The following is a 17,056-nucleotide window of genomic DNA, read 5'->3' as shown; positions in this document are numbered from 1 at the left end:
GCAAGCGATACCCCTTTTGATTTCGGTCTTCAGACGCTCTTGCGCGACACGGAGAAGACGACCGTCTTCTCCGTCATATCGACGACAACGCTAACCGAATCGTCACCGACGGCAAATTGTTTGGACGACACTTTCGTTCCGGCGGCGACGGCATTGCAAATGTCGTTGAACCAACCGCGGAACGTTACTGCGTTGTAGGAGAACAGGAAGTTGGAGAACGTCTCGATCGCTTCCTGATTGCGGGCGAGGGCGCCGTCACGAAGTCGGATCGTGATGCCGTAAGAGTTATACTGCGGGTCGAGCCACAGCGCAGTTTCTTCCTTTAGTTTGGCAGTATCAGCGGACAACGCCGTCACCGTATCTTTCTCTTTCTGATCCTTGAACAGTCGAAGCGTCGTGTCGATCAGTTCATGGTTCGAGCCCCGTGCTTGCCCGATCTGCTTCAACACGTCATAAGCATCGCGCATGCGACGGTCCGGGAACACAACGACACGGGTACCTCCGCCGACGGTCGGAACGGCAAGCTGCAGACCGTTCGGATCGGACGGCTGGACGGCGATTCGTTTCTTTTTGTCGACCAATCGGTCGAGCAGCATAAGCGCTTGCGCCCGGGTCACTTTGTCCCCGACGCCGAAAAAGCCGTTCGGATATCCTTGCATGATGCCTTTGGCAAGCGTTTCGCCGATGAATCTCTGGCCGCGCTCGGACGCGCTGGTCAAGTCGCCGTAAGCGCGTGCCAAACCGAGACTGTACTGGGGATCTTCCAGAAACTCGGTTTCCTGCAACGTATAATAAATGATTTCCGCAACGTTCTCGCGAGTCATCGCGACCTGGAAGTCCGTATAGCGGCTTTTGTTCAGGAAGTGAAGATCGCTGGCGACATCGATAAAAGGTTTCGCCCAATAGCCGGTCATGGCGGGCTTAAAAGCGAAGTAGCGGTAATCCTGCTTCAGGATCGTCTGATTGTCGGGGCTGAGCGATTGCAGGAATGCCGCGTTCCAGCTTCTTTCTCCGTTCTGATGAAGATCAGAGTAGCTCAGGATCAGCATTTTAATGAACTGATCGACGGTCACCGGTGCATTCGGTTTGAAAGTGCCATCCGCAAAACCATCCAGGATGCCTTTCCCGACCATCTCGACAATCGTTTTTTCGGCCCAGTGGCCTTTAATGTCTTTGAATGGCGCTGTTTGTTTAGATGCTGGCGCGGTTGGCGCCGGTGCGGGACCGGCCAACGCTTCGCCGCCTCCGACTAGCAGCGCGACGATTGCGGCGATAAGGGTCAAGCGACGCATGAGAATCCTCCCGGGTACTTTAGTCACAATGAGTTGATGAATGTCGAAAGTCGACTTTATAAGCTAAACATAAAGAGATAATTGTTGGATACGGACGCGAGTTCTATTCGATCGGGATCGCCCGGCGGTCTTAAGGCGCGGATTGCGCTGGGTCCAAAGACTCGAAAGCCGCGCGGGGCAAGACATTTGGCACTATCGCTATCTTGCAAACGAACACAGGGAGGACGAACCGGTTCGGAAGGAGTATAATAGGAAGGCTGATATGAAAGGGTGGAAGAAAATGTTAGCTCGTTTGCGCAATAAACTTTCGCCGCTTAGCGCGGTCGTATGGACCCAGTTTCTGAGCGCGTTCTCGGATAATTTGAACTTTTTCCTGATCGTCGGTCTCGTCAAGAGGGAGGGGGCAAGCGATCCGGACGGTACGGTGACGTACATTCAGATGGCGTTCCTGATTGCCTATGTCGTGCTGGCTCCGGTCGTCGGGGCGTTCGCAGACAAAAATTCAAAGACGCACGTCTTGCTCACCGGGAACTTGCTTAAGGCGACGGGGATTCTACTCTTGCTGCTTGGCGTGCCGCCCGCATTCTGTTACTTCTTCGTCGGCATAGGCGCCGTTGTCTATTCTCCGGGCAAATACGGCATATTGACTGAACTGACGCGGAGCGAAGGAGAATTGCTGAGAGCGAACGCTCAGGTGGAAGGTTCGACGATATTGGCGATTCTGCTGGGTACGGTCGCAGGCGGATTCCTCGCCGCCCATTCGGATTTGCCGGCTATACTGACGTGCTTATTCATTTACCTGTTATCGCTTGCCATGACGTTCCTTGTGCCTGTACGTGCAGGCAATCCGCGCATTCGATATGGACAAGCGGCGGGGCAGTTTTTCAGCGATGTTGGCAAGCTGTTCGCGAATCGGAGAAGCCGGTTCTCGCTGATCGGTACAGGTGCTTTCTGGCTGACGGCTTCGGTGCTGCGCATCGCGCTTATCGCCTGGCTGCCGCTGAATCTGGGCATCGAGAATACGGATCAACAGTCGATGATCATCGGAGTGACGGCGCTCGGCGTCGTCGGCAGCGCCTTCCTGACGCCGAAGTTCGTTCCTGAGGGTAAGCTGTACAGAAGTTTTTTCTACGGAATCGCGATGGTCGGCGCCGTGATGGCGGCGAATTTCACCCACGAAGTGTGGGCGACGGTGGTGCTGTTGTTCCTGACCGGCGTTATGGGCGGTATTTTCCTTATTCCGCTGAACACGATGCTTCAGGAAGAAGGAAAAACGGCCATCGGTCCCGGAAGGACGATAGCCGTTCAGAATTTTATAGAAAACAGCTTAACGGTTGTCGGGCTGTTCCTGTATTTGACGCTAAGGAAAATGGATGTGCCGGTCAACGATTCCGTCATCGGCATCGGTGTCATTTTGACCTTGTTCTTCGTCTACTTGGCGACGCAGATCCGAGCGGTCAGACGCAGCTATAGTCCGGCGCACATCAATGAGGTCGCAGCAAGCGGCCAAGTCAGTCACGCAAAGAAATAACGTGAACGAGAACATCGCCGGACGATACCCGGATGATGGCATGGCCCGCGTCGTATTCGGCGCGGCCTTGGCCGACATCCGCCGAAGGCTCGGTGCCCAGCACGTAGAACAGGTCGTCGGCGAGCGTGCGCGTGCAGACATCGCGTTCGTCTTTGCTAAGCTCGGACCAATCTTCGTCTTCCATCTCGAACGCTTCGTAAAACCTCGGCACAGTCGTTAGCGCTCGGGACAGATCGTCCAGTATGTGATCGTAGGGACGGGTATAGGAAATGGCCATGGGCGGTAACTCCTTTTTGGATGTTGTTCGCGATACAGTTGGGTTTTTCGATTGGGTACATTATACGCGAGCGCTCGAGCTTTAGCCAACCTTTAGGTGACTTTCCTTCAAAGCGTACTTTAATCCGCTGTCATCTTTAGATATAATGAATAAGGTTCTGGAGGTGAATAGCGAATGCATCGCACGAATGCGTCAAAGGTCGGCGGTTGGTTAGCCAAGCCTTTTATTTTTTTCACGATCATTATGGCGGCCAAAATCGCGTTAGCGCACTACGTCGTCTTCGATAGTTCATCTGTGTGGCTTCAGCTATTCACGGGTATCCCGTCGGTATGGGTGCTGTTCTGTCTGATCGAATGGCTTGCGCCGAAGAGAAAGTTTGGCGTGTATATCGCCGTTAACGTAGTGTTGACTTCGATTTTCTTTGCAGTCATTATGTATTACAAATACTTCGGAGTCATCGTCACTTACCACGCGTTGCAGCAAGTCGGGCAAGTCACGGAAGTCAGAGGCAGCGTATTTTCTTTGCTTCACCCGTATTTCTTGTTCATATACACCGATATCGTCGTTTTCCTGCTGTTGTTCATGAACCGCCGCTTTCGCCAATGGGGCAAGTCGCGTGCCGTTCGGGAGTCGAACGTGCTTATCTCGGCGATTTTCTTCCTGTCCGCAGCGCTTAGCGTCATGAACGTATGGATTCATCGCGACAGCATTAACGAGTTGAAGCAAGCAGAGAACATGGGCATTATTAACTATGAAGCATACGCGATCATTTCTAGCTTTAACGAGAAAGTGGAAGATTCGAGCGACGTTACGCCTGAAGCGATCGCCAAGCTGAAAGGCGTTAGCGAGCAAGCTAGTCCGCTTTATTGGGCGAAGGCGCAAGGACGTAACTTGATCGTGCTGCAAGTCGAGGCGATGCAGAACTTCCTGCTCAATCGAACGATCGACGGACAAGAAATAACGCCGGTTATGAACGAACTTGCTCGCAGCCATTTTTATTTTCCGCACTTCTACCAGCAAGTCGGGCAAGGCAACACGTCGGACGCCGAATTCGTCGTCAACACGTCGTTTTACGTGCCGCAGCACGGAGCAGCTTCCCAGGATTACGGCAGTCTGGCGCTGCCGAGCATGCCGAAGGAACTTGCGGCGCACGGCTATCAGACGGCGACTTTCCATACGAATGACGTCCAATTCTGGAATCGAAAGCAACTGTATTCGGCCCTTGGCTTCGAGAAGTATTACGACGCCAAGTTTTTCGGAAATGACGATGTCGTGTTCTTCGGTCCTTCCGATGAAGTATTGTACGACAAGACGGCGGACGAACTGCTGAAGATGAGCGAGAGCGGCAAACCGTTCTACTCTCAAGTCATTACGATGTCGTCGCACCACCCGTTTGATATTCCGAGTCGCAAAATCCGCTTTAAGCTGCCCGAGCGATATGATGGCACGCTAGTCGGCAATTATATCGAAGCGCAGAATTATGCGGACTACGCGCTCGGCTTGTTCATCGAGAAGCTGAAGAAAAACGGCCTGTGGGACAAATCGGTTATCGTCATTTATGGAGACCACATGGGATTGCCGATCTATTCGCTCAGCGATCATGAGAAAGAATTGATGAAAGAGCTGTACGGCAGGGAATACAAATTCCCGGAAATGATGAACATTCCGCTGACGATTATGGCGCCGGGCATCGACGAGCCGAAAGTGCTCCCGCAGACGGGCGGTCAAGTCGATATTTTCCCGACGGTGGCCAATCTGCTAGGAGTATCGTTGCAAAACCATATTCACTTCGGCCAGGATTTGCTCAACCAGACGTCCAACTTGCTCCCGCAGCGATATTACTTGCCTTCCGGTTCGTTTATTAACAACAAAGGCATTTTCGTTCCTGGTCTGCAATATGCCGATGGCGCGAACTTCCCGTTCGATGGGGCAAAGGCCGATCGCACCGATTCGACGGAAGATGAATACAATAGAGCTTTGGCACTGTTGCGACTGTCGGATAGTTACGTTCAAAGTTTGCCTAAGCATGATTGAACAACTTGTACAATAAGATAGACAAAGGGGGAAATGACGTGATTGCAGCCATTAATCGCATAGAGTGGAAAAAATATAGACCGCTCTTATGGATGCTCGTATTTCCGATTCTCGGTCTCATGTATGCCTGGACGAACAACACGGAAAACAGAGAAGTATACAGCCTTGTAACGGCGCTCGACCAATCGATTCCGTTCGTTAAAGCGTTCGCTCTGCCTTATTCCGTTTGGATTTTCTACATCTACGTCTGTTTGATTTACTTCTTCAAGAAAGACGTTAACACGTATTACAAGGGCTTGCTTACTTATGCCGTATGCGCGATGCTCTGCTACCTGATCTACTCGGTATTTCAGACGACGGTGCCGCGTCCGATCGTGACCGGTAGCGATCCGATCTCGGATTTGGTGCGATACATCTATAACCGGGACCAGCCGTTCAATTGCTTCCCGAGTATCCACTGTTTCTCCAGCTACATGGTAATGAGAATGGTCTGGACGAGCGAATTCCGCAACAAATGGAACGTAACACTGATTACCGGAATGTCCAGCCTTATTATTATGTCCACAATGTTCGTGAAGCAACACGTTATTCTTGATGCGCTCGCCGGCTTTTTCCTCGTCGAAGTTGTGACTGCGGTTATGATTTTGATGGAACGCCGACTGAAAGCGTCCCGCCGCGAAAGGCAGAAACAACGTTCTTACGAAGCGTAAAATAGGCGAAAAGCGGATGAGTCGTCTCGGCAGTTATTGCCGGACGTTCTTCCGCTTTTTTTGTGAGGCTTATGATAGGCAAAGCAAGTTCAGCCTGCGATATTGCTGCTTCATTTCGTCCACGGTTAAATTCTTCTCTTGTTTAAGGTGGAAATAACCGATGGGGGACATCGAACAAATAATCAAATGGGCGGCGAAGTCGCAGTCTACGAGCGGCGTTGGCTTAGCTGTCGCGATTTCGGATACGATAGCTGAGATTTTACTCCGAAAATACCGGTATATCGGAGAGAGAAAGAAGTTGCCGTTCTTGTCGTTGCAACTCATTTTCGATTCCATTTCCAGAATTAATTCGGATTGCTCCTCCATCGCGTCTATCCAATGGTTAATAATGCCGGAAAGCCGTTCGACGGGTGGGAGATCTCGATTGTCTTCGAGATAGGTTTCGAGATCGGCGAGGAGCGTTTTGCCGAAATCCTGCAGCATATCAAGACAAAGATCGCCTTTATGAGCGTATCTGCGATAAAGCGTCGCTTGTCCGATGCCGGCTGTTTTGGCGATTTGGTGCATGCTGACCGGCTGAACGCCATATTGATGGAAGAGCTGCGCCGCCGTTTGCAGGATCAGTTTGCGATGCTCCACGGCATCGCTTCGTTCACGGCGAATGGACATGGATGATCACCTCGAGTAGAAGAAAAATTTACAAATCGTTCGAAGTCCGCTTATTGACTTCCGGACAATTGTCCGGTAACATCGAAGTTAAACGGACAATTGTCCGCTATATACACGGGATAGCCTTTGACGGCCCGCTTCTGTATTCATTGTACCGCCAAGGTCATTGTCGGTCAATGTGCGTGAGAGAGAGGCACGGAAGGTTACCCGATATCTGGATTGGAGGAAATTCATACATGGCTTCAAAAGCAACGCCTGCAACGGCAGAAGCGCCTTTCTCGATGCGCAGCATCCTCGGGCCGCTTATCGCGATCGTCGTCGGCATTTTCATGGTCATTCTGGACGGTACTGCGGTTAACGTCGCCCTTCCGAAATTGGTTCAAGAGTTTCACCTGACGAGCTTGTCGCTTGTGCAATGGACGGTTATCGGCTATGCGCTCGCACAAGCCGCGGTTATCCCGCTTGCGGGTTGGCTGTCGGATCGCTACGGCGCGAAGAAAATTTTTCTGATCTCCGTCGGTTTATTTACGATCGGTTCCGGACTGTGCGCGACGGCGAACTCCGTCGAACTGCTGATTACGTACCGGATCATTCAAGGCGCGGGCGGCGGTGTCGTTATCCCGATCGCTATGGCATTTATTTATCGGTTGTCCCCGCCGAGCAAAGTCGGCGCGATCATGGGGATGATGGGCGTTCCGATTCTGCTCGGTCCGGCGCTCGGCCCGGTTATTGCCGGCTGGTTCGTCGAATATCATACGTGGCAATGGATTTTCTTGATTAACCTTCCGATCGGCGTTATCGGCATTTTCCTCGGCATACGTTCTTTGCCGAACATTCAGCGTCAATCTGTTGCCGGCCTCGATTTGCTAGGTATGATCCTGGGACCTCTCGCGTTCGCGGCTCTCGTTTATGGCGTCTCGCAAGGAGGCGTCGATGAAGTTACGGGCAAATCGACATGGTTGGACAATACGACACTGATCGGTTCCGGCATCGGAATCGTTGCGTTAATCTTGTTTATCATCGTGGAACTCAGGAAAAACAATCCGTTGCTTGAACTGCGTGTATTCCGTTCCGGCAACTTCACCAAGGGCATTATCGTACAATGGATTTCGCAAATCGCCATGTTCGGTACGATGTTCATGGTTCCGCTGTTCTTGCAGCAAGCGCACGGCTACAGCCCGTTGAAAACAGGCTTGATTATGCTTCCGCAGGCGCTTGCGTCCGGTCTGTTCATGCCGATCGGCGGCAAACTTTCCGATAAAATCGGCGCGCGTCCGCTTGTTATCGCCGGCATGACGCTGACGACGGCATCGGCGTTGCTGCTGTCCAACATTACGGCTACTTCCGGGGACATCGCGGTTATGCTTCCGCTTGCGTTGCTCGGCGCCGGTATGGGATTGTTCATGATGCCGCTGAATAACCATCTGATCCAATCCGCGCCGCAAAATCTCGTCGGCCGCGTTACGTCGCTGACGAACGCCGCGCAGCAAGTGATGATGTCGTTCGCGATTGCCATTCTGACGACGCTGTCCGCAACAAAGCTGAACAGCCTAAAAGAAGAGATGGCGACGACAGGCGTGAAGAAAACGGTGCCGGAACTGTTCGCATCGTCCTTCGGTTACACGTTCCTCATCTTGGTCGGCATCGCCATCGTCGGCGGCGTTCTTGGACTCATGCTGAACAAGCCGAAGAAACAAGAAGGGCACGAAAGCGCAGGCGCCGAAGTGCCGGTATTCGTCGGCCACTGATCGATCGACCTTGGCTTCAATATAAAGATTAAGGCGACACTTCCGGTTATCGGGGTGCCGCCTTTTTGTCGATTCGAGCGGGAAGTATGAATTACGACCCGCTTATACTCAACTGATCCAATCTGTAGTTAGAGTAAGCCTGACTAAATGGCGTTTAAAATTGGACGACCCTCGCGCATGACTGGCGAGGGTCTAATATTGAAGCGCAACCGCGCGATCGTTCCTTCATTCACTTCCACGAAAACAACGATAGCCCTACCTCTCCATCGTTCTTGCGGCTCCATGGCCGCGCCAGTGAGAATTCGTGTTCCTTCCAGCAGCCGATCTGAATCATGAGATTAAGGAATGTGGGAAACCGAGCAATGAGTTCCTTGAGGAAAAATCAGAGGGTTACAACTTCTACGATTAGTTATTATAGCAAATTCGCCATTGGATAACAAGTGGGTCAATTCTTCTCGTCTGTTTAAGCACTCAGTCCACAATTGCAGAGTTACTCACGATTGTACACTCAGCCTCGCACAAGGCTCCGAGCACCAAGTTACTTTCTTTCGGAGACTGTCGATTAATTGTTTTGGTAAGGCATTATAAATTCCCACACAAAAGTCGACCTGAGAGGAAGATACTCAGAATTAATCGGCAGTCTCAAAAGTCGAACATCTCGCTCCCGGAAGGTGCTCGCTGCAGGCAGTTGCTCGAAAAAGTCGAACTTCTCGCTCCCGGAAGGTGCTTGCTCCTGGCAGTTGCTCGAAAAAGTCGAACATCTCGCTCCCGGAAGGTGCTCGCTGCTGGCAGTTGCTCGAAAAAGTCGAACATCTCGCTCTCGGAAGGTGCTCGCTGCAGGTAGTTGCTCGAAAAAGTCGAACATCTCGCTCCCGGAAGGTGCTTGCTGCAGGCAGTTGCTCGAAAAAGTCGAACATCTCGCTCCCGGAAGGTGCTTGCTGCAGGCAGTTGCTCGAAAAAGTCGAACATCTCGCTCTGGGAAGGTGCTCGCTGCAGGTAGTTGCTCGAAAAAGTCGAACATCTCGCTCCCGGAAGGTGCTCGCTGCAGGCAGTTGCTCGAAAAAGTCGAACATCTCGCTCCCGGAAGGTGCTCGCTGCTGGCAGTTGCTCGAAAAAGTCGAACATCTCTTTCGCGAACGAACCCAGTCTCGCACGAGGCTCCAAGCACCAAGTTACTACCCGAACAACGAACAACCTTAGCTCGGCTGCATGCCGGACTAAGGTTGTTTTTCTTTAACGGCCGCTGCACGCATTCGAGCGCGAGTAAAGATTGATTATAGCCATTTGTTCGCTGTCGCGCGGCGCCCGCTGAGCTTACAATAAAGATGTCGGGCCCGACGAATCTTTACGAAAGGAGATGATCCAGTTGATCTACCATTTTGAGGTGATCTCCGCTTAGCGGAGGTCGCCGTTACGGAGAGAGGCCTTGCGGCCGAAAGGGCGCGAGGCCTCTCTTTTATTATATTTTCATTGTAAAACGGAACAAATTGGAATAAACTGAGCACGCGTACGGGTGCACGAACGACTCGTTCGTGCTTATTGGCAATTCAACCACAATTCGAGAGGAGGAAGAAAGAGATGGCAAATGTTTTCGCGAAACAATCGAATTTCGAAGTCGATTCGATCGAACTGAAGGAGGGCCACCTTGATCTACAAAAATGGGAGAGATGTGATTCCCCATAGCTTGCTGCGGGAGTTGCAGAAATACGTTAACGGCGAACTGATCTATATTCCGAAATTAGAAGAAAAACGTGCCCGTTGGGGCGAAGTAAGCGGGACGAGAAAGCTGCTGGCCGAGCGAAACAGAGAGATATGCCGGCTGCACGAAGGCGGATCGTCCGTCGCGGATTTGGAGCGGATGTATTTTCTGAGCGGCGAAAGCATCCGTAAAATCATTATGAAAAAACATAGACAGCCCGTTGCGGGCGGAGGAACGCATGCCGAGACCCATCAAGCTTCCGGAGAGCATACTCAGGCAATTGTCCGGCGAGCCCATATTTAGCGTTAAGTCGGATTTATTGCCAGACGGACGCTTCGGCGAGCAATGGTTTGCGATCTCCGAATCGGAAGTCACGGTGTGGAATTTGGAAGGCAAGCAGACTTTTAAAATGAATACGAGCGCGTTGTCCGAAGCCAGGGCGGTAAGCGGAATCGGCGGCGGCACGCTGCTCGCGGATACAAAGGACGGCCCCGTCGTCGTCGCGCGGTATACGGCGGCGCTTTCGCCGGCGTTCGGCTTCGCGGCAAAGCTGCTGACGGCGATAGCCAAGCAGGAGGAACTGCCGGTCGTCTCGGAAAAGGAATTTCCCCGGTATTGCCCAAGCTGCGGCAGCACATTGCCTGAAGACGTACAGACTTGTCCGATTTGCAAAAGCAAAAGCAAGGCGCTTGGCCGCATGCTGCGGTATGCCAAGCCGTATAAGCTTCAGATGGCGATCGCCATCGTGCTGCTTGTGCTGACCACGGCAATCGAACTGGTGCCTCCTTATTTGACCAAAATCATGATCGACGACGTGCTGCAGCCGAAGAACGCAGGCTCGGCAATCCTGTGGGTCGTACTCGGGCTTGGCGCGACCTCGTTGCTGATGTCGACCATGCAGACGATCAGGGGGCTGATCGGGGTATGGGTCGGCTCCAAGCTGATGGGCGATCTGCGCAACGATATATACAACTCGCTCATGCGGCTGTCGCTTGCCTTCTTCGACCGGCGCCAGACTTCGCAGTTCGTCGGCCGGGTCAACAATGACGCGGAGTCGATGCGGCAGTTCATGACGGACGGCGTCATCTGGGTCAGCGGAGAATCGCTCCGCGTCATTGCGATTTTCGCGATCCTGTTCGGTTTGGATTGGAAGCTGATGTTGCTTGCGCTCATTCCGATGCCGGTCATGGTTCTCGTATCGCTGTACATCTGGCCGAAGATCGGCAGACGGTGGTACCAGCAGTGGCGATCGATTTTCAAGCTGAACGTGCTTGTCGGCGATTCTCTGCAAGGCATTCGCGTCGTCAAAGCGTTCGGCCAGGAGAAAACGGAAATGTCCCGTTACTCGGAAGCCAACCGCGAGCTCGTGCGCAACAACATTCGGATCGAGGGCTTGTGGCAAGGGCTTTTCCCGATGTTCTCGTTCGTCGTCGGCATCGGTTCCTTGCTGATCTGGTACAACGGAGGAAATTCCGTCATTCGCGGAGACATGCAGCTCGGCGTGCTGATGGCGTTCATCGCCTACTTGGGCATGCTGTTCGGCCCTTTGCAATGGGTCAGTCAAATGATCAACTGGGCAAGCCATGCGCTGGCATCGGCGGACCGCGTGTTCGAGATCATGGATACGCCTTCCGAAGTGCCGGATGCGCGGGACCCCGAACCGATCGGCACGATCAAGGGCGAGGTTGTTTTCGAGCAGGTGACGTACGGTTATGAGAAGCATCATCCCGTGCTGAAGGACGTAAACTTGAAGGTTAAGGCGGGAGAGATGATCGGGCTCGTCGGCCATTCCGGCGCGGGCAAATCCACCTTCATCAACCTGATTTGCCGATTCTACGATACGGACGAAGGCAGCATTCGCATAGACGGCATCGACCTGCGGAAGCTAAGCCAGAACGATCTACGCAAGCAAATCGGCGTCGTCCTGCAGGAGACTTTCCTGTTCGACGGCACGATCGCGGAGAACATCGGTTATTCCAAGCCGGACGCGACGCCGGAAGAGATTATGAGGGCGGCCAAAATCGCCAACGCACACGACTTCATCGTCCGGTTGCCGGACGGCTACGACACGCGCGTCGGAGAGCGCGGCCATCGGCTTTCCGGAGGCGAGAAGCAGCGGGTGTCGATCGCTCGCGCGATCATCCACGATCCTCGTATTCTGATCATGGACGAAGCGACCGCTTCGGTGGACACGGAAACCGAGCGGCAGATTCAAGAGGCGATCTCCCGTCTTGTCCAAGGCAGAACCACTTTCGCCATCGCCCATCGGTTATCGACGCTTCGTAACGCGGACCGGTTGGTCGTTCTGGACAAAGGAAAGGTCGTCGAAGTCGGCACGCATGAAGAACTGCTGGCTATCGAAGGCGGGTATTACCGCAAGTTGGTCGACGCGCAGCAAGAACTGTCCAAGATCAAGGGGGTAGAGGGCTGATGAGCGACGACAAATTCGACATCCGAATCCTCGATCCCGAGGATGCGTTCTTCAGCAGAGGTCCGGGCGGCGTGTTCCAGGGCGTGCTCGACGGCAAAACGTATCCGGAGCTGGTCGTCTACCGCGCGTTCCCGTTTCTCTACGTTTCGCATTATATCTCGATCCGGGATGCTAAAGGCGAGGAACTGGGCATCGTCCGGGATATCGGCGAATTGGACGACGAGAGCAGAACGGAGCTGGAACGCGAGCTTCAATTCCGCTACTTCCTGCCGCGAGTGACGCGCGTGGACAGCGTGAAGAACAAGTCCGATTTATGGATCTGGGAGCTTCAGACGAACTTGGGACCGACCCGGATCACGATGAGGAACTTGCATGAATACATGCAATTCCCCGGAGGCGGACGCATCATCCTGACCGATATTAACGGCAAGAGATGCGAGATCGCCGATTGGAAAGCGCTCGACGCGCGCAGCCGGATGCAGTTGACCGATGTGATATAGATGCTATGCAACCCGCGATGCTCATTCGTTCGAATGGCAGCGCGGGTTTCTTAAATTGTTGGTATCTCGTCTTTCAGGCTGCTGTATAATAGGATAAAAAAGGAGGAATTGCCCATGCAACAGTTTGCTGTTGTCGTTCGGGAACTCCGGACGCTGCTGGCATCATTCAAATTCGTTAAGCTTATCCAGCCATACCACCTGCATATTTTGCTTGGCGGTCTCGGGATTCAGTTTTTGTATAAGATTTTGCTTAACAATGTCACCACGCTGAACGGCTTCAACACGCTTGATACGATTTTTAACGACATACCGCTTTACCTCATCGCGTACTACGGCTTTTTCGTCGGGGCATGGCTGACGCTGATTTCCCGCGACGTGAAAATTTTATCTTATGCTTTATGGGGCTATGCATTCGTGATTCTGTTCCCGTTTGAGCACTTGCGACTGTTCGACCTCGTTCATGCGGCGATTTATGTAGCTGCCGGATACGGAATTTTCCGTTACTTAACGACGACTCAAGGCAGGAACGACTCACAGAACTTAAACGCCTAAAGTTTCATATCCATTTTTTGATACATAGAGAAGCCGATTTTCCGTTCATGAGAGCGGGGGATCGGCTTTTTTGGCATGTTTGCCCATTTTTTGGGCCAAATCCATGAAATCCGAACCGAATCGATAAATCGGAGACTATGTGGACGACTCCCGGCGACCTTATGATGGTGTCACGAAGGGGGTGAACACAAATGATCTGGCGTGAATTGAATCGTAACCGTGCATTGTATTCTTTGGCGCTTCCGGGGTTGTTGGTATTAATTGCATTTTTCTATTTGCCTATGTTTGGCCACTTGATCGCTTTTAAGAATTATAATTATTTCGATGGTCTATGGGGGAGCAAGTGGTCTGGCTGGGCTAACTTCAAGTTTTTCTTCGGAAGCAGCGATTGGCTGCGCGTCACCACCAATACGTTGTTCCTGAACGCGCTGTTCATTGTTTTCGGATTGATCGTTTCGGTATCCCTCGCGATTTTCCTTAACGAGATTAGGCTGGTCGTCTTTAAGCGAGTCGCTCAATCGATGGCTTTTCTTCCTTTCTTCGTTTCGTGGATGGTCGTTAGTATGATGTTGTTCTCTTTGCTGAACACGTCGGATGGCCTGATCAACAGAACGTTGAAGGACATCGGAATGGATCCGATTTCCTGGTACAATAAGCCGCATTATTGGCCGGCGATACTGACGATCATTAGCGTGTGGAAAACGGCCGGTTATCAAGCGGTCATCTATTTGGCGGCAATTACGGGAATATCTCCGGAATACTATGAAAGCGCTCAAATCGACGGAGCGACGAAATGGCAGCGGATTTATCACATTACGCTCCCGTTGCTCAGACCAACGATTATCGTTCTTACCTTGCTGGCAATCGGACGAATCTTCTACGGCGATTTCGGGATGATTTTCGGTCTTGTCGGCGATAACGGGGTGCTTTATTCAACGACGGACGTCATCGACACTTACGCTTATCGGGCGCTTCGGCAACTTGGCAACTTCGGGATGTCGTCGGCGATCGGGCTGTATCAATCGGTGCTGGGTCTGGTAACGATCGTTGTCTTTAATGCGATCATTCGCAAAGTCGATAAAGAATCGAGCATTTTTTAATAGAACGGAGGTTGTTAGCCCGTGCTTAGCCATTTCAGACGCATCAGCGCCTCCGACGGTATCGTATCGGTTTTTGTATACGCTTTCGTGACGTTGTTCGCCTTGTTTTCGTTTATTCCATTTTGGCTGGTCACCATTAATTCGTTCGCATCCGAGAGCGAGCTGGGAAAGCATGGCTTCAGGCTGCTTCCCGGAGAGTGGTCATTGGACGCTTATAAATACTTGCTGACAGGCAAGCAAATCTACTACAGCTATGGCGTTACGCTTTTCGTAACGATTGTAGGGACCGCGGCGGCGGTAATCATAACTTCCATGTTTGCTTACGTGCTCGCGCATCCGAAAATCAAATATAAAAACCAATTATCGTTCCTGACGTATTTCACCATCTTGTTCGGTACAGGATTGGTTGGGTTCTATATCGTCATCACGATGTGGCTCGGGCTCAAGGACACGATATGGGCCATGATTTTGCCATCGCTCATTAATCCGTTTTATACTTTTATTCTTGTCTCGTTTTTTCGTACGCTTCCGTTCGAGGTTTACGAATCCGCAATTGTGGACGGGGCGGGGGATTACCGTATTTTCTTCCGGATTATTTGGCCGATTTCCGTGCCTGCAATCGCGACGATCAGCTTGTTCTATGCCATTTTCTATTGGAACGATTGGTGGCTTGCGCTGCTGTTCGTCGACGATTACAAGCTTCAGCCGCTTCAATTGATGATCCGTCAGTTGGTATCGAACTTAAACATTCTTTCCTATATTCAAGGCAGCCCAGGCTCTTATAGCGGAGGTTTGCCGAATCAGGGCGTGCGTCTGGCAACCGTTTGCTTGACGATCGGGCCAATCGTCTTTCTGTATCCGTACATTCAGAAGTTTTTTGTAAAAGGCTTAACGATCGGATCGGTCAAAGGTTAGGGCTAGTACATTATGAGGGATATCGATCCCCTGTGGAGGTTGTTACGAATGGCCAAATTCCTTAAATCAAGCATTTTGTTGCTTCTATTGGCGCTCGTTGTTACGGCATGCTCCGGCAAATCTTCGAACGAGTCCTCTTCTAGCGGCGGAGACAAAGGCGGAAGTACTTCCAAAGACCCCGTCACTTTAAAAATCGTAATGCCGGGCGATCGTCCTGCCGATATGGATAAAGTGATCGCGGAAATCGAGAAGCGTAACCAACCAACGCTGAACGTGAAGCTCGATATCGTATTCGCATCCTGGTCCGATATTCACCAGAAGACGCAAATTATGCTGACGAGCGGCGAGCCGGTGGACTTGATGTTTGACGCGCCTTGGATGCATATCGATGCGATGGCTTCCGCGGGATATTACGAGCCGCTCTCCGATTTGCTGAACGAGTACGGGAAAAACATACTGGCAGCTCGTCCGCAACAAATGTGGGACGCGAACAAAATCAACGGTCAAGTGCTCGCGATCCCGCTCGGCAACTCGTTCTACAAGCCGACGACGTACTATATTCGCAAAGATTTGAGGGAGAAGCTGGGCCTGCCTCCGGTGAAGTCGTACGACGATATTGTCGCTTTCGCAAGACAGGTGAAAGAGAAGTTCCCGGATATCGTTCCGATGACGCCGCAAACTCAAATTCCGATGTCTGAAGTGCACTTCCGGCTTGCACAGGGAACGGACGTCATGATGACGCCGATGCTGACCGATTTTATTTTGTACAGAGCGCCGAATTCTCCTAAAATTCGTAACATGCTGGACGATCCTAGCCCTGTGATCTGGAGCGCGATACAGAATGCACGGCAATTGTACGTCGATAAAATCATCAACCCGGACGTCATGGCGATCAAAGATCCGGACAACTGGGTAACGACGCACCCGACCGCCGTTTATTTGGCTACCGATTTCGGCTTGAAGGCCGATTTGGCGAAAAACCTGTTGTCCAATCTGCCAGGGTCCGCTTTGGAATCGTTTACGCTCTTCGATGCGACTCCGGGCAAAAATTCGTCGACATTTAAACAATGGAATTTCATGACCGTTCCGAAGTCGAGCAAACACAAGAAAGAAGCGATTCAATTCCTGGATTGGGCGAACGCTTCCCAAGATAACTACGACTTGCTCGCCTACGGCATCAAGGGCGTGAACTGGGAAGATGCCGGCAATCAACAATACAAAATGCTGACAGCCGATAAATATCCTTGGTTCCCGTACGACTGGATTTGGAATCCGACCTACGATCGTCAGGATGCCAACCAAGAGCCTGCCGCGGTTGAGTTGAACCGTTTCATCGGCAACGCCGATAACTTCCAGACCGACGTACTCACAGGCTTCAACTTCGATACAAGCGCCGTGCAGAATGAATTGTCGCAGTTTAACGCGCTGGAAAACCAATACTTGCTGCCGATCTATAACGGCACTGTGGACTTGGATACGTATTGGAAGGAATTTTCCGATAAAGCGGGTCCCGCACTCAAGAAAATTCAGGAAGAAGGGCAGAGGCAGATCGATGCCTTCCTGAAAAACAAGTCGTAATTCACCCGGGGGGAAGGGAA

At 51.9% G+C, this 17,056-nt stretch carries 14 protein-coding genes; 11 read left to right on the top strand and 3 right to left on the bottom strand.

The window, feature by feature from the left end:
• Positions 1-29 precede the first annotated feature (29 nt).
• Positions 30-1,292 (bottom strand): S-layer homology domain-containing protein, encoded by a 1,263-nt coding sequence (locus ACFPOF_RS32165; RefSeq protein WP_378140045.1) that lies wholly within the window; start codon positions 1,290-1,292, stop codon positions 30-32.
• A gap of 262 nt (positions 1,293-1,554) precedes the next feature.
• On the opposite strand from ACFPOF_RS32165, the gene lplT reads away from it, so the two are divergent.
• Entirely contained in the window at positions 1,555-2,823 is a 1,269-nt protein-coding gene (gene lplT / locus ACFPOF_RS32160; protein ID WP_378140043.1) for a lysophospholipid transporter LplT, read from the top strand.
• Here lplT and ACFPOF_RS32155 read toward each other — a convergent pair.
• Entirely contained in the window at positions 2,804-3,100 is a 297-nt protein-coding gene (locus ACFPOF_RS32155; RefSeq protein WP_378140041.1) for a hypothetical protein, read from the bottom strand. The genes lplT and ACFPOF_RS32155 overlap by 20 nt on opposite strands.
• A 174-nt stretch (positions 3,101-3,274) precedes the next feature.
• Between ACFPOF_RS32155 and ACFPOF_RS32150 the strand changes: the two genes are divergently transcribed.
• Positions 3,275-5,134 carry an LTA synthase family protein gene (locus ACFPOF_RS32150; protein ID WP_378140039.1) on the top strand — a complete coding sequence of 620 codons (1,860 nt, stop codon included), beginning with the start codon at positions 3,275-3,277 and terminating at the stop codon, positions 5,132-5,134.
• Positions 5,135-5,172: 38 nt separating this feature from the next.
• Positions 5,173-5,844 (top strand): phosphatase PAP2 family protein, encoded by a 672-nt coding sequence (locus ACFPOF_RS32145; protein ID WP_378140037.1) that lies wholly within the window; start codon positions 5,173-5,175, stop codon positions 5,842-5,844.
• A gap of 69 nt (positions 5,845-5,913) precedes the next feature.
• Here the strand turns inward: ACFPOF_RS32145 and ACFPOF_RS32140 are convergent, their stop codons facing one another.
• Positions 5,914-6,513, bottom strand: a complete 600-nt coding sequence (locus ACFPOF_RS32140) for a TetR/AcrR family transcriptional regulator (protein WP_378140035.1) — start codon at positions 6,511-6,513, stop codon at positions 5,914-5,916.
• A gap of 236 nt (positions 6,514-6,749) precedes the next feature.
• On the opposite strand from ACFPOF_RS32140, the gene ACFPOF_RS32135 reads away from it, so the two are divergent.
• The 8 genes from ACFPOF_RS32135 to ACFPOF_RS32100 all read left to right on the top strand — a co-directional run bounded on the left by ACFPOF_RS32135 (position 6,750) and on the right by ACFPOF_RS32100 (position 17,036).
• A complete protein-coding gene (locus ACFPOF_RS32135) occupies positions 6,750-8,261 on the top strand; it encodes a DHA2 family efflux MFS transporter permease subunit (protein WP_378140033.1) in 1,512 nt (503 codons plus the stop codon).
• Positions 8,262-9,906: 1,645 nt separating this feature from the next.
• Positions 9,907-10,263 carry a CD3324 family protein gene (locus ACFPOF_RS32130; RefSeq protein ID WP_378140031.1) on the top strand — a complete coding sequence of 119 codons (357 nt, stop codon included), beginning with the start codon at positions 9,907-9,909 and terminating at the stop codon, positions 10,261-10,263.
• On the top strand, positions 10,199-12,391 hold the full coding sequence (locus ACFPOF_RS32125) for an ABC transporter transmembrane domain-containing protein (RefSeq protein ID WP_378140029.1): 2,193 nt from the start codon (positions 10,199-10,201) through the stop codon (positions 12,389-12,391). The genes ACFPOF_RS32130 and ACFPOF_RS32125 overlap by 65 nt, the downstream gene beginning before the upstream one ends.
• Positions 12,391-12,891 (top strand): DUF1854 domain-containing protein, encoded by a 501-nt coding sequence (locus ACFPOF_RS32120; RefSeq protein WP_378140027.1) that lies wholly within the window; start codon positions 12,391-12,393, stop codon positions 12,889-12,891. Before ACFPOF_RS32125 ends, ACFPOF_RS32120 begins: the two co-directional genes overlap by 1 nt.
• Positions 12,892-13,005: 114 nt before the next feature.
• The gene (locus ACFPOF_RS32115; protein WP_378140025.1) at positions 13,006-13,443 is read left to right on the top strand and encodes a hypothetical protein; all 438 of its coding nucleotides are present in this window, start codon (positions 13,006-13,008) and stop codon (positions 13,441-13,443) included.
• Between the two features lie 191 nt (positions 13,444-13,634).
• A complete protein-coding gene (locus tag ACFPOF_RS32110; protein WP_378140023.1) occupies positions 13,635-14,543 on the top strand; it encodes an ABC transporter permease in 909 nt (302 codons plus the stop codon).
• A 21-nt stretch (positions 14,544-14,564) separates the two neighbouring features.
• Positions 14,565-15,458 (top strand): carbohydrate ABC transporter permease, encoded by an 894-nt coding sequence (locus ACFPOF_RS32105; RefSeq protein WP_378140021.1) that lies wholly within the window; start codon positions 14,565-14,567, stop codon positions 15,456-15,458.
• Between the two features lie 48 nt (positions 15,459-15,506).
• Positions 15,507-17,036, top strand: a complete 1,530-nt coding sequence (locus ACFPOF_RS32100; RefSeq protein ID WP_378140020.1) for an extracellular solute-binding protein — start codon at positions 15,507-15,509, stop codon at positions 17,034-17,036.
• The last annotated feature ends 20 nt before the right edge of the window (positions 17,037-17,056 follow it).

The sequence above is a fragment of the Cohnella soli genome (assembly GCF_042655525.1).
GTDB classification, from domain to species: domain Bacteria; phylum Bacillota; class Bacilli; order Paenibacillales; family Paenibacillaceae; genus Cohnella; species Cohnella soli.
This window is presented reverse-complemented; position numbering and strand designations above follow the sequence as displayed.